Below are 22,346 nucleotides of genomic sequence, written 5' to 3' on the forward strand. Positions count from 1 at the left end.
TTTGGCGGACAAGGGTTTATTAGAAGTCAGTCATGCTTGCGCGATCGAACGAACCGACCAATGCCGATGCGGCCTTGGCGCCCACGGCGCCAGCGGGCACGCGCGGCGACGCCTTCGACCGCGCCCAGCGCCACTCGCGCCGCGTGCGCGTGCTTAAGTTTGCCGTGCCGGTGCTTGCCGCCGGGATCGCGGTTGCGTTTCCGGTCTATTCCTATCTGGCGGCGCCGATCAACATTTCGATACAGGCAGACGGCACCGCTTTCGCGGATGGCAAGCTGGTGATGGCCAATCCGAAGCTCAACGGCTTCACCAAGGACAAGCTGCCCTATTCGCTGACGGCCTTGCGCGCCATCCAGGATGTCGGCAAGCAGGACATCATCGAACTCGAAGGCATCCATGCCAAATTGCCGCTGACGGCCGACAATGTGGCGACCGTCGACGCCAAGCGCGGGATCTACAACAGAAACGCCAACACGATGGACATGACCAGCGACGTTACCGTCACCACCACCGACGGCGTCGCTGCCATCTTCAAATCGGTCTTCCTCGATATGGGCAAAGGCTCTATGAAGACAGGTGATGCGGTCGATGTCAGCCGTAACGGCTCGCGGATCACCGCGGGTTCAATGTCGGTCGAAGACAATGGCAAGGTCATCGTTTTCGAGAACAAGGTAAGCGTTCACATCGATCCGGCCACTATGAAGGCGGCAGAGGCAAAGAGCGGAGAAACGAATGCGTCCCAGTAATTCGGCACGGCTTGTCGCCGCAGCTTCGGCCTTGCTGTTGCTGGGTATGGCGCCGTCCTGGGCTCAGTCCAGCGCCAGCAGCCAGTCCGGGCTCAAACTGTCGGGCGACCAGCCGATCCAGATCGAGAGCGACAAACTTGAGGTCCGCCAGGCCGACAGCATGGCGCTGTTCAGCGGCAACGTCACCGTCACGCAAGGGCCAACGCTGCTCAAGGCCGGCAGCATGGAGGTCTACTACGTCAAGGACCCCAACGCCGCCAAAGGTGCTGCCGCCGGCGCTTCGGCGATGACCGGTTCGGCCAATATCGACCATCTGGTGGTCAAGAACAAAGTCTACATCAAGTCGAATGACCAGATCGCCACCGGCGACAACGCCACGTTCGACATGAAGACGCAGGTGCTAGTTCTGTCGGGCAAGGAGGTCGTCTTGTCCCAAGGACCCAACGTCCTCAAGGGCTGCAAGCTCACCGTGCAGATGAAAAGCGGCCTTGCTCAGGTCGATGGCTGCGGCGGGCGCGTCATCATGTCGATGACGCCGCCACCGAAATCCGAGGCCCCGAAGCCCGAATGACTGGCGTGTCTTCGCTGCTGACCCGCCTTCCGGGACGGGCGGCCAGTAAACTTGCAGCACCGGCCACAGTCACCGTTGATTCCTCGAAGTTCAAGGGCACCCTGATCGCCAAGGGTCTGACCAAGAGCTACAAGGGCCGCAAGGTGGTCAGCGGTGTCACCATCGGCGTGCGCGCCGGCGAGGCTGTCGGGCTGCTCGGGCCAAACGGCGCCGGCAAGACCACCTGTTTCTACATGGTCACCGGCTTGGTGCCGGTCGATGAGGGCACGATCGAGATCGACGGTTTCGACGTCACCTCGATGCCGATGTACCGCCGCGCCCGCCTCGGCATCGGCTATTTGCCGCAGGAAGCCTCGATCTTCCGCGGCCTGAATGTCGAGCAGAACATCCGCGCCGTGCTCGAAGTGGTTGAGAAGGACCGCAAGGTGCGCGAGCGCAATCTCGACGAACTGCTCGAGGAATTTCACATCAGCCACCTGCGGAAGTCGCCGTCCATGTCGCTGTCGGGTGGCGAGCGGCGGCGTCTTGAGATCGCCCGAGCTTTGGCGACGCGCCCGGCCTACATGCTGCTCGACGAGCCGTTCGCCGGCATCGACCCGATTGCCGTCGCCGACATCCAGCAGCTGGTTCGTCATCTAACGGCGCGCGGCATCGGCGTGCTGATTACCGACCACAATGTGCGCGAAACGCTCGGCCTCATCGACCGCGCCTACATCATCCATGCCGGCCAGGTGCTGACTCATGGCCGTGCCGACGAGGTGGTGGCGAACCCCGATGTGCGCCGGCTCTACCTCGGCGAAGGTTTCACGCTCTGAGCGTGAAATTTGTTTCCTGACGTGATTTTTGCCGCCCCGCCGGGCTTTTTTCTCCGATTTTGCGTGAGATAATGCTTCGGTAGGGGCCTTTTGCCATCGTTCGCCTTGACAAGCAAAAGCCGGGCCAGTTTCTATGGAAGGTCGGAAAAATTCATTTTCCGGCAGCTTCTGATGTGTAGGCTTCCGGGTGCAGAAGGGCGTTTGAAACCGAACCATGGCGTTGGCGGCGAAACTACAGCTACGACAATCCCAGTCGCTGGTGATGACGCCGCAGCTGATGCAGTCGATCAGGCTGTTGCAGCTCACCCATGTCGAGCTCGACCACTTCATCGACGACGAGATCGAGCGCAATCCGCTGCTGGAGCGCGCCGAGCCCCAGGATGACGCCGCAAGCGACCAGGTGCAGAAGGGCGATGCCGCTCCTGAGCCTGCCGCCGATGGCGACTGGTTCGAAAACGAGACGGCGTGGAGCGCCGAAGCGATCTCCGACAAGCTCGACAGCTCGCTGGAAAATCTGTTCCCCGACGATCCCGGCACCAGCGAGCGGCTCGGCCCGGACCTGACGGCGCAGTGGAAGTCGGCCACCGGCAATAGTTCGTCCGGTTCTTCCGAAGGCTTCGACGTCGGCGACATGGCAGCCGCGGCGATCACGCTGCGCCAGCATGTTGGCGAGCAGATCGCGCTTGCCTTTGCCGATCCGGCCGCAAGGCTGATCGCAGCCGAACTGGCCGACGGCCTGGACGAGGCCGGCTACCTGCGCGCCGATCCCGCCGAGATCGCCAAACGGCTCGGCGCCGATCAGGCGATGGTGGCCAATGTGCTGGCAGCCTGCCACACATTCGAGCCGGTCGGCCTGTTTGCGCGCGACCTTGCCGAATGCCTGTCGCTGCAGCTTGCCATGCGCGATCGTCTCGATCCGGCGATGAAGACGCTGATCGGCAACCTAGAACTGTTGGCGCGGCGCGATTTCCAGACGCTGAAGCGGCTTTGCGGGGTCGACGAGGAGGATCTCCTCGACATGCTGGCCGAAATCCGCGCGCTCGACCCGCGCCCGGGCATGGCGTTTTCGGGCGGCGCCAGCGACGCCATCGTCGCCGATGTCGAAGTCCGCGCCGCCAATGACGGCAGCTGGACGGTCGAGCTCAATGCCGAGACGCTGCCGCGCGTGCTTGTCGATCACATCTATTTCGCCCAGGTCTCGCCGCATGCGAAGAATCAGGCGGAGAAGGATTTCCTGGCCGAGTGCCTGCAGAATGCCAACTGGCTGACGCGCAGTCTCGACCAGCGGGCAAAGACGATCCTGAAAGTGGCGTCGGAAATCGTGCGCCAGCAGGACGCTTTTCTCGTCCATGGCGTGCGTCAGCTCAGGCCGCTCAACCTGCGCACGGTGGCCGATGCCATCGGCATGCATGAATCGACCGTCAGCCGGGTGACGGCCAACAAATACATGCTGACGCCGCGTGGCGTGTTCGAGCTGCGTTATTTCTTCACGGCTTCGATCGCGGCGTCGGGCGGCGGTGATGCGCATTCCTCGGAAGCGGTGCGCGACCGCATCAAGCAGCTGATCGACGAGGAAAAGCCCGCCGATGTGCTGTCCGATGACGCAATCGTCGATATGTTGAAGGAAAGCGGCGTCGATATTGCCCGGCGCACGGTGGCCAAGTACCGGGAGGGTATGAATATTCCCTCGTCGGTGCAGCGGCGGCGTGAAAAGCGCGCTCTGGCGAGCGCGGGGCGCTAGGTCTGCTTGCCCGGCAAGGCTTTTGCTATGGCTGGATTCCACAACTTTCCGACCTTAAAGCGCATCGCGCTGAAACGGATTCATACGACGCGCTTTAAGTCTTTGTTTTGATGCATGTCGTTGTCCCAGAACCGCAGCGCACTTCTGGGCGACATGCATTAATTGACAAGCTGCAATGAAGTGTCTAGAAGCCCGCCCGCATGAGACGGGCTCGCGGCCCGCATGCGGATGGTCCGTCACGATGAAGGCCACGGGACGGCCAAGAAGGCGGATTGTGATCAACCGGAAAGTTCGGATCTAAAATCGGCGCGAGTTGACGCCGCAAAGCTTGTGCGCACGGATCACGAGTATAAACTCTGGCCAGTTTGAAGCCTGAGCAAGGAAGGTCAGTTTTCAGATGAAATTGCGCATATCGGGTAAACACATGGATATCGGCGATGCGTTGCGTACGCGCATTACCGATCGTGTCGGCGAGGCGATTGGAAAATATTTCGATCGCGGTTTTTCAGGGCACGTCACGGTCATCAAATCGGGGTCGCGTTACTCGGCCGATTGCATGATCAGGCTGGATTCCGGCGCTTCGCTGCAGGCAACCGGCGATTCCCAGGATCCGACACTTGCCTTCGAGGCGGCCGCGGACCGCCTCGAAACCAGGCTGCGGCGCTACAAACGCCGTCTGAAATCGCACAATTCAGGCACTGGAAATGGTGAAATCACCGACATCGCCTATACGGTGATGGCGCCGCTGACCGATGATGATGAGGACATTCCGGAGGACTACGCCCCGGCCATCGTCGCCGAATCAACCATGACGCTGCAGACCATGTCGGTGGCGTCGGCGGTTATCGAACTCGACACCAAGGACAGCCCGGTTTTCGTATTCCGCAACGCCGGAAACGACCACCTCAACATCGTCTATCGGCGGCCGGACGGAAATATCGGCTGGATCGACCCGTCGACGACCAAAGTCGCACAGGCGTGACGACAACGACAATGGTCGCACAGGTGACGGCAATGGTCGCACAGGGATAATAGCCAGCCGCGCGAGGGGCGAGGACTGGCGACGGCAGGCGAATAAGGGATTTCAAATATGGATCTGAGCGATCTTCTCAACGTTCCGGCGATCTTGCCGGCGTTGAAGGCGAACTCCAAAAAGCAGCTTCTGCAGTTGCTGTCCGAGAGAGCGGCGGCGATTTCCGGCATTCCGGAGCGCGAAGTGTTCGACACCATCCTGCAGCGCGAACGGCTGGGCTCCACCGGCGTCGGCAACGGCATCGCCATTCCGCACGGCAAGCTCGCCGGGGTGAAGCGCATCGCCGGCGTCTTTGCCCGGCTGGAGACGCCGGTCGATTTCGAGGCCTTGGATGACCAGCCGGTTGATCTGGTGTTTTTGCTGCTGGCCCCGGAAGGCGCCGGCGCCGATCACCTCAAGGCACTGTCGCGCATCGCCAGGGTTTTGCGCGACGCCGACACGGTGGCCAAGATCAGAGGCACGCGCGACGCGGTCGCCATCCACGCACTGCTTTCGGACACGCAGGCCTCGCACGCCGCCTGAAGTTCTTCGGATTTAAGTCTTCCAGGGGCCGCCGAAGGCGGCCCTCTCCATTTCAACCGCCAGCAGTCGCCTTAGTGAATGGCGACAGTGGTCAGGTCGTTTTCCATGGCGCCGGCCAAAGCCCGGTCTTTCGCATCCGAAAGCAGGATCGGCTGGCCGTTGGCGGCAAACAGGGCCCACAGGACCATACCAGGCGCTATTTCGCCGAGGTTGGGGAAGCGCCCGAGCAGCTCGTCGCTCGAGACCTTGCGGAGATAAGCGACCGAGCCTTCGCCGAGATGGGCGAATTCGCCGCTGGTCATGGTGATGGTTTCGTCAGTTCTGGTCATTTCAAGCCTCCTTGGCGCGAGGACGCCGCTCAAGGCCATCCCGCATGAGAGCCATCGGTAAAGATCAGTCTTTCACCGATATATTTATTTTCCGTACCAGCCGTTCGGTATCCGGCCGATCGAGATCGATCGACAAAAGGCCGTTCTTCAGTTCCGCTGCGATCACCCGCATGCCGTCGGCCAGCACGAAACAGCGCTGGAACTGGCGCGCGGCGATGCCGCGGTGGAGGAATTCGCGCTCGGTGTCGTCGGTTTGACGGCCGCGCACGACCAACTGGTTTTCCTCCGTGGTGACATCGAGATCGCTTTCGGCGAAACCCGCGACAGCCAGCGTAATGCGCAGCCTTTCGGCCTTGCCGTCAGCACCGCTGAGGCGCTCGATGTTGTAGGGAGGATAACTGTCACCGGATTTCGCCAGTCGTTCCAGGGTCTTTTCCATGGCATCGAAACCAAGGAGAAGCGGGCTGGAGAAGGGCGTCATTCGGCTCATGTTACACTGTCCTCTTTGGAGCGACATAAACTGGAAAAACCCGGATGGCATTTTTCCCGATGGTCTTGATATGGTCCGCGCCGCGGCCAAGTTCAAGCCGCCGAACACCCCCGCCAAAAAGACTCCCCCGCATAAGGAAATGAAATGCCCCAGACCCGCAAGATCATCATCGACACGGATCCCGGCCAGGACGATGCCGTCGCCATATTGCTGGCGCTCGGCAGCGCCGAGCTGGAGATCGTCGGCATCTCTGCTGTTGCCGGCAACGTGCCGCTGAAATTGACCGAAAAGAACGCCAGGAAAATCTGCGAACTGGCCGGCCGGCCCGACATCAAGGTCTATGCAGGCGCCATCCGCCCGTTGGCGCGCGAGCTGGTCACCGCCGAGGAAGTGCATGGCAAGACCGGCCTCAACGGCCCGCAACTGCCCGATCCGAAGATGAAGCTGCAGGGCCAGTATGCGGTCGACTTCATCGTCGAGACGCTGATGAAGGAAGAGGCCGGCACGATCACGCTGTGCGCGCTCGGCCCGCTCACCAATGTCGCGCTGGCGCTGATCCGTGAGCCGAAGATCGCGCCGCGCATCAAGGAAATCGTACTGATGGGCGGCGGTTTCTTCGAAGGCGGCAATGTCACGCCGACCGCAGAATTCAACATCTATGTCGATCCGCAAGCCGCCGACCTGGTGTTCAAATCCGGCATTCCGATCGTCATGATGCCGCTCGACGTCACCCACAAGGCGCTGACCACGGCCAAGCGCACGCAGGCCATCCGCCAGCTCGGCACCCGGGTCGGCACCGCGACGGCCGAGATGCTGGAGTTCTTCGAGCGCTTCGACGAGGAGAAATACGGCACCGATGGCGGCCCGCTGCACGACCCCTGCGTCATCGCGTATCTGTTGAAGCCGGAGCTGTTCAAGGGCCGCAACTGCAACGTCACCGTCGAAACCACCTCCGAACTCACCATGGGCATGACCGTGATCGACTGGTGGGGCGTGACCAAGCGGCCGAAGAACGCCATGGTGATGCGCGACATCGACCATGACGCCTTTTTCGCGCTTCTGGTGGAGCGGTTGGCTCGGCTTTAGCTCTGTCTTTCCTTTCTCCCCATTGTGGGTTCCGAAGGGACGGGGCGAGACAAGTGGCTCGCCCCCGGGCGGTGTCGCCGAAGGCGACGGATGTGGGGTGTTCCAGGGAACGCCCACGTCTCACTCCGCTGGAACACCCCTCATCCGTCTCGGCGCTATCGCGCCGATCCACCTTCTCCCACAGGGGAGAAGGAAGGCGCCGCCGCCGTTCACTTTGCAAATCGATAGAAGACCATTCCATTCTCGCGCGTGACGCGCTCCATGTTTGCCGTCGCGCCGATCAGATGCGGCCGGTCGTCATCGACAAGAATGGACGAACCGCTTTCGAGCGAAACCAGATAAAGGGTGTGGTCGTGGTCCGATTGGGCGCTTTTGACCGTTGCGTGGATTGGCTCGACTGACCGGATGGGGCTTGCATCATTCGTCCATTTGTAGAGCGCCGAAGGAACCATCATCGCGAACATGGCGACGATCAGGACCACGCCGGGCGCGTTCCTTTTCAAATCCCTATAAGTCCATGACATTTGAAAGAATCCCCAGCACAAAGTCATGTGGTGGCGTGGAGACTGACTTTCAATCAGCCTTCACGTACGGGCTCATTCTGCCGTTGGAAACGACCGTCCACGGTTGTTACTTCGCCTTCGAAAAAGCTAGCCACAGGCCGCCGCCGACCAGAAAGCTGCCGCTGATCCTGGACATCAGCTTGATGCGGCTGGCCGAGAGCAGGCGGCCGGCGCGGCTGGCGGCGAGAGCATAGGTGGAATCCGAGACGGCGGCGAAGATCATGGCGGTGAGGCCCATGACGACGATCTGCAGGGTGTAATTGCCCTGCGGGGCGATGAATTGCGGGAAGAAGGCGCCGAAGAACACCAGGGTCTTGGGGTTGCTGAGCGCCACCAGCAGACCCTGCAGGAAGAAGCCGCCACGCGGCTTTCTCGCCGTGCCGTCGGCGTTCAGCGTGCCCTTGGCGCGGAACATCTGCACGCCCATCCAGATCAGATAGGCGGCGCCGATCAGACGCACCCATTCGAACCAGTGGCCCATGCCCGCGATCAGCGTGTTGAGGCCGATGCCGACGATGGCGATCATGATGGCAAGCCCGGCCTGCGTGCCGGCGACATTGGCAAGCCCGGCGCGCGCGCCGTGGCGGATGCTGTTGGCGATGATCAGCGTCACCGTCGGACCGGGCACCAGGATGATGACGATGCAGGCAAGGACATAGGCGGCGTAGAGTTCCAGCGACATGGGGATTTCCTCGAGGATGCGCTTAGGCGGCTGGCTGCAATCAATGCATGGCGCCGGGGCTGGTGCAAGCCGTCGCAGACCGTGCCGCCCCTCGCGTCAGGACGCCCCCGCCTGCCAAGGCAAGGTCGCCTCATAGGCCGCGCCGGCCCTGAGCACGGCGAGGTCGCCGCGCGGGCGTCCGATCAGCTGCATGCCCATGGGACGGCCTTTGTCGTCGAAGCCGACCGGCACATTGAGCGCAGGACAGCCGCCGAGCGTGGCGAAGGCCGAAACCTGCATCCAGCGATGGTAGCTGTCCATCGCCCGCCCGGCGACCTCACTTGGCCAATGCGTGTCGACGTCGAAAGGAAACACCTGCGCAGTCGGCAGCGCGATGAGATCGAAGTGCTCGAACAGCGACAGCAGCGTCCGGTGCCAGGCGGTGCGGATGACCGAGGCCGCGCGGATTTGCGGCGCCGTCAGCCGCATGGCGTTCTCCACCTCCCAGACGGCTTCCGGCTTCAGCAGGGCGCGCTTGTGCGGGTCGTCATAATGGACTTTCAGCGCCGAGCCGCTGCTCGCCTGCCGCAGCGTCACGAAGGCTTGCCACAGTGCCTCGAAATCGAAATCCGGCAGCAAGGGCTCGGTCAGGAAGTATGCCTCCGCGAAGCGGCCGAGTGCGGCCTCGCACAGATCGAGGATGCCAGGCTCTACCGGCAGGTGACCGCCGAGATCACCGAGCCAGCCGACGCGGCCGCCGCTTGCCGGCGTTGCCAGCCCTTCGAGGAACGAGCCGGGTTTCTCCCAAGACAGCGGCGCGTGCGGGTGGTAGCCCGCCTGCACATCGAGCAGCAGCGCCATGTCGCTGATGCTGCGGCCCATCGGCCCGTCGATGCCCATCTGGGCATGAAAGACTTCGAGGTCCGGCCCACCGGGGACAAGGCCCTGCGACGGGCGGAAGCCAAAGACATTGTTCCACGCCGCCGGATTGCGGAGCGAGCCGCCGAAATCGCTGCCGTCGGCGACCGGGACCATGTCGAGCGCAAGGGCGACCGCTGCGCCGCCGCTCGAGCCGCCGGCGGTCAGCGCCGGATCGAACGCGTTCAGCGTCGGTCCGAAAACATTATTGTAGGTGTTGGATCCCAGCCCGAATTCGGGAACATTGGTCTTGCCGATGATGATGGCGCCGGCCTTGCGGATGCGCTCGACGAAGAAATCATCCTCCTGCGGCACGAAATCGGCGAAGATCGGCGAGCCGAAACTGGTCCTCAAGCCTCGCGTCATGGCGAGGTCCTTTATCGCCACCGGCAGGCCAAACAGCGAGCCGGCCGGCCCGCCTTGCGCCAGATCGGCGTCCGCCGCGTCGGCCTCGCGCAGGATGTCGGAGCGCTCGCGCAACGAGACGATGGCGTTGACCAGCGGGTTTGCCGCGTCGATGCGGTCGAGGAATGCGGCGACCAACTCGCGCACGGACAGGCGGCGCAGCCGGATCGCCTCGGCCAGGTCGACAGCGGACATCCGGCAGATGTCGCCGGCGGGGGCACGGCGTGCTTCGTTGCGGGGCGCAGGGCTGTCATCCGGCGTTGTTGCGCAGGGCGGTGTCGACATCCGCCGCCAGCGGGATGGCCGGCTGGGCGCCGGGCTTCAGGCAGGCGAGCGAGCCGGCGGCTGCGGCGCGAGTGAGAGCCTGCTCCAGCGGCAGGTTGGACGCCAGCCCGGCAGCGAGATAACCGCAAAAAGTATCGCCGGCCCCGACCGTGTCGACCGGCGTGATTTTCAGCGCCGGCACGGTCAGGAAATCCTCCGGGGTCGCCGCCAGCACGCCGTCGCCGCCGAGCGTGACGACGATGGTGCGGCCGGTTTTGCCGGCGAAGTCGCGCATGCGCGCCGGGCGGTCGCGGCCTTTCAGCGACAGCGCCTCGCCGTAAAGGTCGAATTCGGTTTCGTTGGCGACGGCGTAGTCGGCCTTGCCGAGCAACGCTGCCGCCTCGCTACGGAACGGCGCGGTGTTGAGCACGGTGACCGCGGCGGCGGCGCGTGCGGCGTCGAGCGCTGCATCGACAGTCTGCAACGGGACCTCGTGCTGCAGCAGGACGACGTCGCCCTTCGCAAGGAAAGCCTTGGCGAGATCGCCGGGCAGCACCGAATCATTGGCGCCCGGCACCACGGCGATGACATTCTCGCCATCGGCGCCGACGAGGATCAGCGCCGTGCCGGTGGAGGCGAAGCTCTGGCCGACGCCGGAGAGATCGACCTTGCCGGCCACGAGCAAAGCGAGGGCTTCGGTTGCGAAATTGTCCTTGCCGACGGCGCCGACCATGCGCACCTTGGCGCCGGCGCGCGCCGCAGCCAGCGCCTGGTTGGCGCCCTTGCCGCCGGGCGCGGTGGTGAAGCCGGAGCCGCGGACCGTCTCGCCCGGCGAAGGCAGGCGGTCGACATTGGCGATAAGGTCGAGGTTGATCGAGCCGACAACGATGATCAAGAAAGCCTCCTGCGGAATGCGCGGGAAGCTAACCTGTAAGCCGGCGGCTTGCCAGAGCGTGCGGATGTTTTGCGCCGGGAGCTCGCAAAAAGAAAAACACCGGCGAAGGGATTTCGCCGGTGTTGTTTGATGCGGGCAGCTTCAGGACGCGGTCTGGCCCGCTTCCCAACCGAGGATGGCGCGTTTGCGGGTCAGGCCCCAGTGGTAGCCGGTGAGTGCGCCGGACTTGCCCAGCGCCCGATGGCAAGGGACGACGAATGACAATGGGTTGGCACCGACCGCCGCCCCCACCGCCCGGCTGGCGTTTGGCGCGCCGATCCTGGAGGCGATCGAGGAATAAGTGCAGGCCTTGCCCATCGGGATCCTGAGCAGCGCGTCCCAGACGCGCAGCTGGAAGTCGGAGCCGATCATCACCACGCGCAGCGGCTGGTCGGCGCGCCACAATGTCGGATCGAAGATGCGCGCCGCATAGGGCTGGGTGGCGCTCATGTCCTCGACATAGGTGGCGTTCGGCCAGCGGCCCGACATGTCGGCGAAAGCCGCCCGCTCGCCGCCCGGATCGTTGAAGGCGAGCCCCGCAAGGCCACGGTCGGTGACCATGATCAGGGCGATGCCGAAGGGCGAGATGTGGTAGCCGTAGCGGATGGTCAGGCCAGCGCCGCGCGTCTTGTAGTCGCCCGGCGACATCGCTTCATGGGTGACGAACAAATCGTGCAGCCGGCCGGGGCCGGACATGCCGAGTTCGAACGATGTTTCGAGGAGCGGCATGCCGGAATCGAGCAGTTTGCGGGCATGGTCGAGGGTGACCGCCTGCAGGAAGGCTTTTGGCGACAGGCCGGCCCAGCGGGTGAACAGTTTTTGCAGGCCCGTGGGTGTCTCGCCGACATCGGCTGCCAGGGCTTCCAGCGAGGGCTGGTCGCGATAGTCGAGGCTGATCTTCTCGATGGCGCGGCGCACGACCTCGTAGTCGCTGCCCTCGGGGGTGATGTCGTGCTGCAGGATCGCTGTCGGTTTCATCTGCGTATTCATGGTCATCTGGGCGTTCATGGCAATATCTCCTTGACCGCGAATATCGGTCTTTCCGCCCCTTGCAACCACCCGAAACTTGCCTTGTTGCCGCCTGTTCCCAGATAAATACTGGATTGCGCCCCGGGAGATGCCAATGGCCGGCGAAAGGGTGAATCTGAGCGGAGCAAGGGAGACCTTGCTGATGACGCTTTATGGCAAGGCACTGGAAAGCCGGCTGCCGCATTCGCTGCTCGGGGATCGCTTCGCCGACGAGGCCGTGCGCAAGATCGACTATGATTTCTCGCGCCTCAAGGTCGACACCAATCTCGGCATCGGCCTGGCGATCCGGGCCAAGACGTATGATGTCCGCGTTCAGGATTTCATCGCCAGAAATCCCGGCGCCATCGTGCTGCATCTCGGCTGCGGGCTCGATACGCGCATTTTCCGTGTCGATCCACCCGAATGCGTGGAGTGGTTCGATGTCGATTTTCCGGATGTCATCGCGCTCCGGCGCAAGCTTTACCCGTCCCGGGACCATTACCACCTCGTCGGCTCTTCGGTAACCGACCCAGACTGGCTGGCAGAAGTGCCGCGCAATCGTCCGGCCGTCGTGGTGATGGAGGGGTTGACGCCTTATCTCCCGGTAGAGGAGGGGCCACGGCTGCTGTCACGCCTTGTCGCGCATCTTGCCGGCGGCGAGCTGATGTTCGACGCCTACAGCCACTTCGGCCTGAAGATGCTGCGCCTCGATCCGACCATCAGGGCGACGGGCGCCGAGGTTCACTGGGCGATCGACGACCCGCAGGTACTGGAGCGTGCCGTTCCGAAGCTGCGCTTTGTCGACGATATCTCGGCCTACAGCGCGGAACGCACAGCGCATATGAGCTGGTCCGCAAAACTGTTCATCGGGCTCTGGAGACACATTCCCGCATTGCGCAAGGTCGGCAGGATTTTACGCTACCGGTTCTGACGCGCCGGCTCTAACGCGTCCTGGCTTTTGTCAGAGCACGTGAAAATGCAGTGGCAAAACTCTCGCGGGAGTCAGGGTCCAGGAATGACCCGATCGGCACATTCTGTCCTTGTGCTTCCACCGTCATCCTGGTGATGCCGATCTCGGCATGGCGCGCGACGGAAAAGCGCGCCCAGAACGGGTTGAAGCGATGCGCTTCCGACTTTCCCGAGGGCGCCGTCTTGCGGATGTCGAGGCTGGTGCGCGACACCGACACTTCCTCGCGGGCACGGGCGGCACGATAGTTGGCGCGGAAGGCGATGTAGACGGCGATGACGTCGAGGCCGAAGAAGCCGAACACCGGCCAAGCGCCGCGCGACAGGAAAAACGCCCCGGTCACCACCCAGCCGAACAGCAGCGCGCCCATCAGCACGGCAAAGCCGGTGCGGCCCAGCGAGCGGTGCGGTGTCAGCAGCGCCTGGAAGAATGGCTCGTCGGCCTGAAACGAGGCGTTTGTGTCGCTCATCCCAGGATATTATAGGAGGGAAATGGCCAGCCCCAAGTCCAAAAATCTTTCCCTATCCAAAAGTGAACTGCCGCCCGGGCGGCGCGACGGCTCGAATGCCAAGCGGCGACCGCGGCCGGCGCGGCTCCGTTCGCTCTACAGCGCCGCCGAGGTGCATGAGATCTTCCGGCGGTTTTCGGTGCAGCGGCCCGAGCCGAAGGGCGAGCTCGAGCACGTCAACGCCTTCACGCTGCTGGTGGCCGTGGTGCTGTCGGCGCAGGCGACCGATGCCGGCGTCAACAAGGCGACGCGGGCGTTGTTCAAGGTCGCCGACACACCTGAAAAGATGCTGGCGCTGGGCGGAGCCAGGGTCGGCGAGTACATCCGCACCATCGGACTCTGGCGCAACAAGGCCAAGAATGTCGTGGCGCTCTCGGAGGCGCTGATACGCGATTACGGCGGCGAGGTGCCCAGCGAGCGCGATGAGTTGGTCAAGCTGCCGGGGGTCGGGCGCAAGACCGCCAATGTCGTGCTCAACATGGCGTTCGGCCAGCACACGATGGCGGTCGACACCCATATTTTCCGCATCGGCAACCGCCTCGGCCTGGCGCCAGGCAAGACGCCGGAGCAGGTCGAGCAAGGGCTGCTGCGGATCATTCCGGACGAGTATATGCGCCACGCGCATCACTGGCTGATCCTGCATGGCCGCTATGTCTGCAAGGCGCGCAAACCCGATTGCCCGGCCTGCGTCATCGCCGATCTCTGCAAGGCCGAAGTGAAGACGACCGATGTGCCGGCGCCGCTGGTGGAAATCGCGGCGCCCGGCGTCCCGACAACTAGCTTTCCTCCACGAACACCTCTTCGCGCTTCTTCTTGACCGACGGCAGGAAGACGACGACGAGCACGGCCAGTGCGACGAGCAGCAGGCCGGCGCTGATCGGCCGCGTCACGAAGGTCGAGGGGTCGCCGCGCGACAGGATCATGGCGCGGCGCAGGTTTTCCTCGAGCAGCGGGCCGAGCACGAAGCCGAGCAGCAGGGGTGCGGGTTCGCAGCGCAGCTTGGTCAGGATGTAGCCGAGCAGGCCGAAGAATGCGACCGCGTAGAGATCGAAGGCGTTGGTGTTGACGCTGTAAACGCCGATCGAGCAGAACGCCATGATGATCGGGAAGAGCACATAATAGGGGATCGTCAGCAGCTTCACCCACAGCCCGATCAGCGGCAGGTTCAGCACGATCAGCATCAGATTGCCGATCCACATCGAGGCGATGATGCCCCAGAACAGCGCCGGCTGCTCGATCGCGACATTGGGGCCGGGCACGATGCCCTGGATGATCATGGCGCCGATCATCAGCGCCATGACCGGATTGGCCGGAATGCCCAGCGTCAGCATCGGAATGAAGGAGGTCTGGGCGCCGGCATTGTTGGCCGATTCCGGGCCGGCGACGCCGGCGATGGCGCCCTTGCCGAACTCCTCCGGGTGTTTCGACACGCGCTTTTCGACCGTGTAGGAGGCAAAGGCCGCAAGCACCGCGCCGCCGCCGGGCAGGATGCCGAGCGCCGAACCGATGATCGTGCCGCGCACGATGGGCGCGGCCATCGCCTTGAAGTCGTCGCGGGTCGGCATCAGGCCGGAGACCTTTTTGATCATCACCGAGCGCTCGTGCTCGTTTTCGAGATTGCGCAGGATCTCGGCAACGCCGAAGACGCCGACCGCCACCGCGACGAAGTTCAGCCCGTCGGCATATTCGCGGATGCCGAGCGTGAAGCGCGGCGTGCCGGTGTAGATGTCGGTGCCGACAATGCCGAGCAGCAGGCCGAGCACGACCATCGCCAGCGCCTTGACGATCGAGCCGTGGGCGAGCGCGATGGACGAGACGAGGCCGACGATCATCAGCGAAAAATATTCGGCCGCGCCGAATTGCAGGGCTATTGCCGTCAGCGGCGGGGCAAAGACGGCGACGAGGAAGGTCGACACCGTGCCGGCGAAGAACGAGCCGATCGCGGCGATCGCCAGAGCCGCCCCGGCGCGACCGTTCCTGGCCATCTGGTAGCCGTCGATGGCGGTCACGGCCGAGGAGGATTCGCCGGGCATGTTGATGAGAATGGCGGTGGTCGAACCGCCATACTGGGCGCCGTAGTAGATGCCGGCCAGCATGATGAGGGACGAGACCGGGTCGCCGATCTGAAAGGTGATCGGCAGCAGCATGGCGATGGTTGCGGTGGCGCCGATGCCGGGCAGGACGCCGATCAGCGTGCCGAGCAGAACGCCGATGAGGCAAAAACCCAGATTGGCCGGCGTGGTGGCCGTCGAAAAGCCGAGTTCGAGGTTCCTGAGGAGGTCCATCTCAGCGCCTCACAATGCCAGCCATTGGGGCAACCAGGGGCCGAAGCGCTGGAATGGCAGCCCGAGCGCGTAGCTGAAGACCAGCACCGAAAACAGCGTCAGGCCGGCCGACAGCAGAAGTGCCGTCAGCGGCTTCATGCGGGCGCTGGCAAAAGAGGCGATCAACGCCGTCAGGAAGATCGACGGGACGAAGCCGAGGCCGCGCACGGTCATGCCGAAAAAGATCGGCGCCGGCAGGATGAACAGCATGCCGCGCCACGCAATGGGGCCGATCGGCTCGCCCTCGACGCGCACCGCCTGGACGAGGATGATGGCGCCGAGCACGATCAGCACGATCGCCAGCACCAGCGGGAAATAGCCCGGTCCCATGCGAAAGGCGGTGCCGATTTCGAGGCCGAGCGATTGTATCGCGAAAAAGGCGCCGAAAAAGATGAACAGCGCGGCGCACAGGCCGTTTGTCCTGTCGATGGCGAAAGGTTTCATGGCGGTCCTCCCCTGACCCTTGCAACGGGCTTGCCGTTGCAAATGTGAAAACGGACGTCGAAGCGAAAACGGGGCGCCGGCAGCGCCCCGTTCAAGCCTCAGTCGGCGTATTGGCCGGCGGCTTCGATGATCGGCTTCCAGCGCGTGATCTCGCCTTCCAGCTTGGCCTTCAGCGCTGCCGGCGTCGCGTCGGACTCGGACGACGGCTTGGTGCCGAGTTCGGCAAAGCGGGCGATGACGTTGGGGTCCTTCAGCGCGACCTGGAGCGATTTCGACAGTCGGCCGGTGATCTCGGCCGGCGTGCCCTTCGGCGCATAGAGGCCGTGCCAGATGCCGACCTGCACCGCGGGCAGGCCGGCTTCGATGGTCGTCGGCACGTCCTTCAGCACGTCGAGGCGCTCCGGCGTGGTGACGGCATAGGCCTTGATCGTGCCGCCCTGGATCTGCTTGGTGGTGTTGGTGGTCTGGTCGCACATAATGTCGACCTGGCCGCCGAGAAGGTCGGTCATGGCCGGGCCGGTGCCCTTGTAGGGCACGGTGACCAGCGGCGTGCCGATGGCGCTCATGAACAGCATGCCGCACAGATGCGAGGCAGCGCCGATGCCGGCATTGGCGACGGTGATGGTGTCCTTGTTGGTCTTGGCGTATTCGACCAGCCCTTTCAGGTCGGCCGGCTCCAGATCCTTGCGGGCGACGATCGCCATCGGCACCTCGGTGACGAGGCCGATATACTCGAAGCCGTTCAGCGTGTCGTAGGCGAGTTTTCTGTAGAGGGTCGCGCTGGTCGCCATGCCGATGTGATGGAGGAGCAGCGTGTAGCCATCCGGGTCGGCGTTGGCGACGCGGCCGGCGCCCAGCGTGCCGCCGGCGCCGCCGACATTTTCGACGATGATCTGCTGGCCGAGATCCTTCGACATGGCTTCGGCGACGAGCCGCGTAACCGTGTCGGTCGGACCGCCGGCCGCAAACGGCACGACGACGGTGATGGTGCGCTCGGGATACGTCTGTGCGCTGGCGGTGAACGAATAAAGCGTGACGGCCGCGGCGGCGGCCAGGGCGGCTACAATTTTCCTCATCGTAATTCTCCTCCCAGGATATCAATCTCCGATCGCTGTGCAGGTCAGGCAGCAGGGTGCAACAAAGGCAAGCTAACAGATTGTCGCCTGACGCAAACTGCAAAATACAGTCGTGCGCAACCATGGCAATCAGGGGGAGTATGCCCGGCGAAGATGGGGTTTCGTGTTGGCGTTGCTTCAATAACCGTAGCCGCGCGCCATCGCCGCCGCGAAGACCGGGATCAGCAGGAAGATGAAGGCCTCGGCGCGCACATAGGTCTTCACCGAGGCGAGTTCCGCCGCCGGCACCTGGAAGCCGGGACTGGCGCTGGCTTGCCGGTTCCAGGAGATGAAGCGGATGGTCGGGATGATCGACAGCAGGCCAACGATGCCGAACGCCGCCATCTTGGCCCAGAACACCCAGTTGTAGACATAGAACTCCCAGCCCTTCAGGCCGTAGACGACGCGGCCGATGCCGACGATGATGATCGACATCGCGAGGATGCCGTAGTGGCGGTCGATGCCGGCAAGCCGCTTCAGCGTGGCGGCGGAGAGGTCGCCGCGGATCAGGACAAATTCGGCGCCAATGATGCCGGCCAGCGAGAACACCAGCAGATGATGGAAAATGGCAAGCACGAGATCGGTGGTGTCCATGGCGTTCTCCTCCCATTGGCGGTATCGAGACCGGCCCTTGCCGGACCGGTTGCGAAAGGTAGCATCGTTCGGCAGAATTCCCAGAGGCGGACCTGGGTTGGACCATCGGCGTCGCCATCCTGACAGCTGGGGTTTTCTGAAATGACCGGACTGAAGCGCGCCCTGAACCCGATGCCGGACGACATCCGCATCGCCCTGACCGAAAAAGGACTGACAGCGGCCTACGAGGCGCGGCCGGACTACCAGAAGAACGATTATCTCGGCTGGGTCGCCCGCGCCAAACGCAGCGACACCAGGCAGAAGCGGCTCGACCAGATGCTGGACGAATTGCGGCGCGGTGGGCTCTACATGAAGATGGTCTGGCACGGCTGAAAGTAAGCCGACGCTGTTCGCTTCGACCGCCTGGTCGCGCCAGGCCGTTCGGAAGCTTCCCTGGCTGAATGATGATCCGGCTTGGCCCTTGTCCGGGCGCGCTGGTTTGCTAAGCGCTGACCGTCAACGGAGGCAGAGTTTCATGGGCAGTCCAAAAACAGCCGGCGTCCCGGTTCTCGAAACGGAACGGACCATCATGCGGGCGCACCGGATCGAAGATTTCGACGACTATGCCGTCATGTGGGCCGACCCCGTCACCACCCGTTTCATCGGCGGCAAGCCGCGGACGCGGGAGGAAAGCTGGATGCGGTTCCTGCGGCATGCCGGCCTGTGGTCGCTGCTCGGCTACGGCTTCTGGGCGGTCGAGGACAAGGCCAGCGGTCGCTTCATCGGCGAGGCCGGATTCCACGATCTGAAGCGCGACATCGAGCCGTCGCTCGAGGGCATTCCGGAAGCCGGCTGGGCGCTGGCGCCCCAAGCACATGGCAAGGGTCTTGCCAGCGAAGTCGTCAGAAGGGCCCTGGCCTGGGGCGACGAAACCTTTGCCGGCGCGAGAACCGTCTGCATCATCGATCCGGAAAACACCGGCTCGTTGAACGTTGCGGCAAAGTGCGGCTACACCAAGGTCCTGGAAACGACCTATCACGACGGGCTGACGATCCTGCTCGAACGGCGGGTGTGAGGCGCTTCATCGACGCAATTTCCACGTTCTGCCAGGGTTGGCTATTCTAATCTAGCTACGCAATTCCTGTGGGAAAACCGCTCACACTTTTCCTGGAATTGCCCTTTGGGGGAGCCGACCATGCGTGCGATCAATGCGATATTTCTGAAGCTTTTCTGGGCGGGGCTGCTGCTCCTGGCGGCCGTGCAACTGGCGGGCGCCGATGCGACGGTACCGACCGCCGACATCGAGGGCGGTGCCGACAATCATCTGGCCAAGCGCTACGAGGGGTCGTTCATCGTCTCCTACGAAAAATTCGCCTATACCGATTTTACAGTGCCGCTGTCGCCGCTGAAGCCGAGCGCCGATCCGGATGCCCGTGACACGATGAACAACCGTGTGTTCGCGCCGGACAAGAAGGCTGAGGTCGAAGGCGCGCTGACCCGCATCGCCTATGTGCTGCCGGCCGAGCGCTCCCCGCTCGAAGTGCTGCGCAACTACAAGGATGTGATCGCGGCCGCCGGCGGCGAAGTCCTGTTCGAATGCAAGAAGGGAAGAGTGCGGCGGCGCCGCCGACCGGTCGTCGAGCGGTGGCGGCGGCGACATGAGCCTGATGATGTATTTCTTCCATGAAAGCGACGTCAAGGACGCGGCCTTTTCCAATGGCGCCTGTGCGGTAACCACCGGTATCAACGACCAGCGCTTCTTCGCTGCCAAGGTGCCGCAGGATGGCGGCGGCGCCTATGTCACTGTTCAGGCCTATTCGCTGATCGACGACCTCTACTGCAAGGAACTCAACGGCCGCACCATCGCCGTCGTTCAGGTGCTGGAGCCCAAGGCGCGCGACAAGAAGATGGTGGTGGTCGAAGCGGCCAAGATGGCGGATTCGCTGTCGGCCACCGGCTCCATCTCGCTCTACGGCATCTTCTTCGACACCGACAAGGCCGACATCAAGCCGGAATCGGAACCGACGCTGAAGGAGATCTCGACGCTTCTGACCAACGAGCCCGGCATGGCGGTGATCGTCGTCGGTCATACCGACAACCAGGGCGCCTTCGACTACAATATCGATCTGTCGTCGCGGCGGGCGCAGTCGGTGAAGGCGGCGCTGGTCTCGAAATACGGCATCGATGGCGGCCGGCTGACCGCCGCCGGCGCCGGCATGATGGCGCCCGTCGCCAGCAATGACGACGAAGCCGGCCGCGCCAAGAACCGCCGCGTGGTGCTGGTCAAGGCGAACTGAGGCCGATCACGGTTTCAGCGCCGGCTAGGCGCGCTGCCTGCTCCAGCATCGAGGCATCCTCGCCAAAGGCGCGGGTGGCGCGAGCGGCGGCCTCCAGCAGGTCCGGTGTCATGCGGCGCAGGAACGCCGTATCGACGCGTGTCGACGGGCCGGCCAGCGTCAAGGCGCCGAGCAGAACGCGGCCCGGTCCGAACACCGGCACCGAGACGCCCGCCGTCTCAGGGTCGCGATCGCCGATCGACAGATAGTGGCAGGCCTTGCGGATGGTCTCGTATGGTTCGCCCGGCTGGCCTGAAAACGCTGCCAGCACGCGGCCGCCCGAGCCGGTGAGCAACGGCAGCAGGTCGCCTTCCCGGATCGTGTAGCGGATAGGATGCTTGGATTCGACGCGGTAGAGACAGGTGCGGGCGTCGCCCGAGCGGACATAGAACGCCACGCTTTCCCAGCTGCGCTCGGCGAGATCGCGCATGATCGGCAGCAGGATGTCGACCGCCACCACGGAGCGCTGGTAGAGCGCGCCGAGCCGGAAGGTGGCGGGTCCGATGCGGTAGCGGCCATCGTCGAGCCGCTCCAGCAACTGCCCGCGCAGCAATGAGTTCGCCAGCCTCAAAATGGTGCTTTTGTAGAGCCCGGTGCGCGCCGCGATCTCGGCCAGGCTGAGCGAGCGGTCGGCGGTCGCGAACGCGTCGAGAATGGCGATCGCGCGGTCGAGCGCGGCAACGCCATCGGCCGGCAACGGCTGGGATCGCGCTTCGGTCATCTCACGAACAGTTTCATTCCAGTTTACCTGCTCGGACAAAGGCCGGCCGAAGCGATTGTGCCGCACATCCATGGTTCTGTCTAGTAGAACAGCGTTCCTGTTGACAGAACGTACCGAAATCGGCATGAATTTTTGCCGAGCGGGTCTGTTTTCAGGCTACGTTTCTGGCAGGCACCGGAGGAGGTGTCGTGATTTGGAGGAATCCCATGCTGAACAGACGCAGATTTTTGATGAGCACCGCGGCCGCAGGCGCTGCCGGATTCGTCGCAACGCATTTGACGCCCGCTTTCGCTCAGGATGCACCGCAGATCCAGATCTTCGTGCCGGCCGCGCCCGGCGGCGGCTGGGACCAGACGGGGCGCACCATCGACCAGGTGCTGCGCAGTGAAAAACTGATCTCCGGCTCGCAGATCACCAATGTCGGCGGCGCCGGCGGCACTGTCGGCCTGCCGCAGTTCATCAGCCAGTGGAAGGGCAAGGGCAATTCGCTGATGGTGGCCGGCATGGTCATGGTCGGCGCCATCATCGCCAACAAATCGGCCAACAACCTTTCCGAAGTGACGCCCATCGCCCGCCTCACCGGCGAGTTCGAGGCGCTGGTGGTGCCGGCGGATTCGCCGTTCAAGACGGCCGGCGATTTCGTCGCCGCGCTCAAAGCGGATCCGACCAAGGTTCCCGTGGCCGGCGGCTCGGCCGGCGGCTCCGACCACATCCTGTTCGGGCTGATCGCCAAGACGGTCGGCGTTCCGGCAACCAACCTCTCCTATGTGCCTTTCGCCGGCGGCGGCGAGGCGCTGTCGGCGCTGCTCGGCAACCAGGTGGCGGCCGGCATTTCCGGCTTCGGCGAGTTCTCCGAGCAGGTCAAGGCGGGCGCGCTTCGGCTGTTGGCGATCTCCGCCGACAAGCGCCAGGACGGCATCGACGCACCGACGATGAAGGAAGCCGGCATTGACGTCGAACTGTTCAACTGGCGCGGCGTCTTCGCACCGCCAGGCGTCTCCGACGCCGACAAGGCGGCGATGGTCACGATGATCGAGACCATGGCCAAGAGCGATGCCTGGGCAGCCGAGTGCAAGAACCGTAACTGGACGCCCATCCTGCTTACCGGCGACGACTATGCGAAATTCCTCGTCGACGACACCGCCCGCATCACCGCGATCCTCAAGGATCTCGGCCTCGCCTGATGTCTTCAGGGGCGGCCACGGCCGCCCCTCCGACATTCGCCTGCGGCATGGACATATCATGCGCTGGGAGTGAAACTGCGGATGCGGC

General features: G+C 63.7%; 26 protein-coding genes and 1 pseudogene. 14 read left to right on the plus strand and 13 right to left on the minus strand.

Going from position 1 to position 22,346, the window contains the following annotated elements; genetic code table 11:
• Window positions 1–32 precede the first annotated feature (32 nt).
• The 6 genes from lptC (at window position 33) to ptsN (ending at window position 5,428) form a co-directional block, all read left to right on the plus strand.
• A complete protein-coding gene (lptC, locus tag NL532_RS08315; protein WP_023669748.1) occupies window positions 33–746 on the plus strand; it encodes an LPS export ABC transporter periplasmic protein LptC in 714 nt (237 codons plus the stop codon).
• Window positions 733–1,317 carry an LptA/OstA family protein gene (locus tag NL532_RS08320; protein WP_023683069.1) on the plus strand — a complete coding sequence of 195 codons (585 nt, stop codon included), beginning with the start codon at window positions 733–735 and terminating at the stop codon, window positions 1,315–1,317. The genes lptC and NL532_RS08320 overlap by 14 nt, the downstream gene beginning before the upstream one ends.
• Window positions 1,314–2,132: an LPS export ABC transporter ATP-binding protein gene (gene lptB / locus NL532_RS08325; protein ID WP_023669746.1), complete on the plus strand. Its 819-nt coding sequence runs from the start codon at window positions 1,314–1,316 to the stop codon at window positions 2,130–2,132. The genes NL532_RS08320 and lptB overlap by 4 nt, the downstream gene beginning before the upstream one ends.
• A gap of 214 nt (window positions 2,133–2,346) precedes the next feature.
• The gene (rpoN, locus tag NL532_RS08330; protein ID WP_023683070.1) at window positions 2,347–3,873 is read left to right on the plus strand and encodes an RNA polymerase factor sigma-54; all 1,527 of its coding nucleotides are present in this window, start codon (window positions 2,347–2,349) and stop codon (window positions 3,871–3,873) included.
• A 397-nt stretch (window positions 3,874–4,270) separates the two neighbouring features.
• On the plus strand, window positions 4,271–4,855 hold the full coding sequence (hpf, locus tag NL532_RS08335) for a ribosome hibernation-promoting factor, HPF/YfiA family (protein WP_023683071.1): 585 nt from the start codon (window positions 4,271–4,273) through the stop codon (window positions 4,853–4,855).
• A 108-nt stretch (window positions 4,856–4,963) separates the two neighbouring features.
• Window positions 4,964–5,428, plus strand: coding sequence for a PTS IIA-like nitrogen regulatory protein PtsN (gene ptsN / locus NL532_RS08340; RefSeq protein ID WP_023669743.1), 465 nt, complete (start codon window positions 4,964–4,966; stop codon window positions 5,426–5,428).
• A 71-nt stretch (window positions 5,429–5,499) separates the two neighbouring features.
• Here the strand turns inward: ptsN and NL532_RS08345 are convergent, their stop codons facing one another.
• Together NL532_RS08345 and NL532_RS08350 are read right to left on the minus strand one after the other, a co-directional pair.
• The gene (locus NL532_RS08345; RefSeq protein ID WP_023683072.1) at window positions 5,500–5,757 is read right to left on the minus strand and encodes a BQ00720 family protein; all 258 of its coding nucleotides are present in this window, start codon (window positions 5,755–5,757) and stop codon (window positions 5,500–5,502) included.
• A gap of 64 nt (window positions 5,758–5,821) precedes the next feature.
• Window positions 5,822–6,247, minus strand: a complete 426-nt coding sequence (locus NL532_RS08350) for an Hsp20 family protein (RefSeq protein ID WP_023669741.1) — start codon at window positions 6,245–6,247, stop codon at window positions 5,822–5,824.
• Between the two features lie 144 nt (window positions 6,248–6,391).
• Here NL532_RS08350 and NL532_RS08355 point away from each other — a divergent pair, with 144 nt between their 5' ends.
• Window positions 6,392–7,333, plus strand: a complete 942-nt coding sequence (locus NL532_RS08355) for a nucleoside hydrolase (RefSeq protein WP_023698210.1) — start codon at window positions 6,392–6,394, stop codon at window positions 7,331–7,333.
• Between the two features lie 209 nt (window positions 7,334–7,542).
• Here the strand turns inward: NL532_RS08355 and NL532_RS08360 are convergent, their stop codons facing one another.
• From NL532_RS08360 to NL532_RS08380, 5 genes and pseudogenes are all read right to left on the minus strand, one after another.
• On the minus strand, window positions 7,543–7,815 hold the full coding sequence (locus NL532_RS08360) for a hypothetical protein (protein WP_245261353.1): 273 nt from the start codon (window positions 7,813–7,815) through the stop codon (window positions 7,543–7,545).
• A gap of 148 nt (window positions 7,816–7,963) precedes the next feature.
• On the minus strand, window positions 7,964–8,578 hold the full coding sequence (locus NL532_RS08365) for a LysE family translocator (protein WP_023728526.1): 615 nt from the start codon (window positions 8,576–8,578) through the stop codon (window positions 7,964–7,966).
• A gap of 96 nt (window positions 8,579–8,674) precedes the next feature.
• Window positions 8,675–10,134 (minus strand): annotated as a pseudogene (locus tag NL532_RS08370) (amidase).
• Window positions 10,131–11,039: a ribokinase gene (locus NL532_RS08375; protein ID WP_023828332.1), complete on the minus strand. Its 909-nt coding sequence runs from the start codon at window positions 11,037–11,039 to the stop codon at window positions 10,131–10,133. Before NL532_RS08375 ends, NL532_RS08370 begins: the two are co-directional and overlap by 4 nt.
• 141 nt (window positions 11,040–11,180) lie before the next feature.
• Window positions 11,181–12,086 carry a methylated-DNA--[protein]-cysteine S-methyltransferase gene (locus NL532_RS08380; RefSeq protein ID WP_023669734.1) on the minus strand — a complete coding sequence of 302 codons (906 nt, stop codon included), beginning with the start codon at window positions 12,084–12,086 and terminating at the stop codon, window positions 11,181–11,183.
• Between the two features lie 115 nt (window positions 12,087–12,201).
• On the opposite strand from NL532_RS08380, the gene NL532_RS08385 reads away from it, so the two are divergent.
• Window positions 12,202–13,017, plus strand: coding sequence for a class I SAM-dependent methyltransferase (locus tag NL532_RS08385; RefSeq protein WP_023828333.1), 816 nt, complete (start codon window positions 12,202–12,204; stop codon window positions 13,015–13,017).
• Window positions 13,018–13,027: 10 nt separating this feature from the next.
• On the opposite strand, the gene NL532_RS08390 is transcribed toward NL532_RS08385, so the two are convergent.
• Window positions 13,028–13,522, minus strand: coding sequence for a DUF2244 domain-containing protein (locus NL532_RS08390; protein ID WP_023669732.1), 495 nt, complete (start codon window positions 13,520–13,522; stop codon window positions 13,028–13,030).
• 22 nt (window positions 13,523–13,544) lie between these two features.
• Between NL532_RS08390 and nth the strand changes: the two genes are divergently transcribed.
• Window positions 13,545–14,378, plus strand: a complete 834-nt coding sequence (nth, locus tag NL532_RS08395; RefSeq protein WP_023828334.1) for an endonuclease III — start codon at window positions 13,545–13,547, stop codon at window positions 14,376–14,378.
• Here the strand turns inward: nth and NL532_RS08400 are convergent.
• The 4 genes from NL532_RS08400 to NL532_RS08415 all read right to left on the minus strand — a co-directional run bounded on the left by NL532_RS08400 (window position 14,338) and on the right by NL532_RS08415 (window position 18,038).
• The gene (locus tag NL532_RS08400) at window positions 14,338–15,846 is read right to left on the minus strand and encodes a tripartite tricarboxylate transporter permease (RefSeq protein ID WP_023683079.1); all 1,509 of its coding nucleotides are present in this window, start codon (window positions 15,844–15,846) and stop codon (window positions 14,338–14,340) included. The genes nth and NL532_RS08400 overlap by 41 nt on opposite strands.
• A 9-nt stretch (window positions 15,847–15,855) precedes the next feature.
• Entirely contained in the window at window positions 15,856–16,329 is a 474-nt protein-coding gene (locus NL532_RS08405; RefSeq protein ID WP_023686558.1) for a tripartite tricarboxylate transporter TctB family protein, read from the minus strand.
• Between the two features lie 98 nt (window positions 16,330–16,427).
• Window positions 16,428–17,405: a tripartite tricarboxylate transporter substrate-binding protein gene (locus NL532_RS08410; protein ID WP_023699120.1), complete on the minus strand. Its 978-nt coding sequence runs from the start codon at window positions 17,403–17,405 to the stop codon at window positions 16,428–16,430.
• A gap of 177 nt (window positions 17,406–17,582) precedes the next feature.
• Complete coding sequence (locus NL532_RS08415; RefSeq protein WP_023700090.1) at window positions 17,583–18,038, minus strand: DUF2214 family protein; 456 nt, start codon at window positions 18,036–18,038, stop codon at window positions 17,583–17,585.
• A 141-nt stretch (window positions 18,039–18,179) separates the two neighbouring features.
• Between NL532_RS08415 and NL532_RS08420 the strand changes: the two genes are divergently transcribed.
• From NL532_RS08420 to NL532_RS08435, 4 genes are all read left to right on the plus strand, one after another.
• The gene (locus NL532_RS08420; RefSeq protein WP_023683083.1) at window positions 18,180–18,410 is read left to right on the plus strand and encodes a YdeI/OmpD-associated family protein; all 231 of its coding nucleotides are present in this window, start codon (window positions 18,180–18,182) and stop codon (window positions 18,408–18,410) included.
• 142 nt (window positions 18,411–18,552) lie between these two features.
• Window positions 18,553–19,092, plus strand: coding sequence for a GNAT family N-acetyltransferase (locus NL532_RS08425; RefSeq protein ID WP_023686555.1), 540 nt, complete (start codon window positions 18,553–18,555; stop codon window positions 19,090–19,092).
• Window positions 19,093–19,212: 120 nt separating this feature from the next.
• On the plus strand, window positions 19,213–19,704 hold the full coding sequence (locus NL532_RS08430; RefSeq protein ID WP_245270173.1) for a DUF4892 domain-containing protein: 492 nt from the start codon (window positions 19,213–19,215) through the stop codon (window positions 19,702–19,704).
• Window positions 19,676–20,314 carry an OmpA family protein gene (locus tag NL532_RS08435; protein WP_245270174.1) on the plus strand — a complete coding sequence of 213 codons (639 nt, stop codon included), beginning with the start codon at window positions 19,676–19,678 and terminating at the stop codon, window positions 20,312–20,314. Before NL532_RS08430 ends, NL532_RS08435 begins: the two co-directional genes overlap by 29 nt.
• Here NL532_RS08435 and NL532_RS08440 read toward each other — a convergent pair.
• Window positions 20,301–21,074, minus strand: a complete 774-nt coding sequence (locus NL532_RS08440) for an IclR family transcriptional regulator (protein ID WP_023683085.1) — start codon at window positions 21,072–21,074, stop codon at window positions 20,301–20,303. The genes NL532_RS08435 and NL532_RS08440 overlap by 14 nt on opposite strands.
• Before the next feature lie 206 nt (window positions 21,075–21,280).
• Here NL532_RS08440 and NL532_RS08445 point away from each other — a divergent pair, with 206 nt between their 5' ends.
• Window positions 21,281–22,258, plus strand: a complete 978-nt coding sequence (locus NL532_RS08445; protein ID WP_023691946.1) for a Bug family tripartite tricarboxylate transporter substrate binding protein — start codon at window positions 21,281–21,283, stop codon at window positions 22,256–22,258.
• Window positions 22,259–22,346: the final 88 nt, after the last annotated feature.

Origin of the sequence: Mesorhizobium sp. C120A, assembly GCF_030323105.1 — a bacterium.
Lineage (GTDB): Bacteria > Pseudomonadota > Alphaproteobacteria > Rhizobiales > Rhizobiaceae > Mesorhizobium.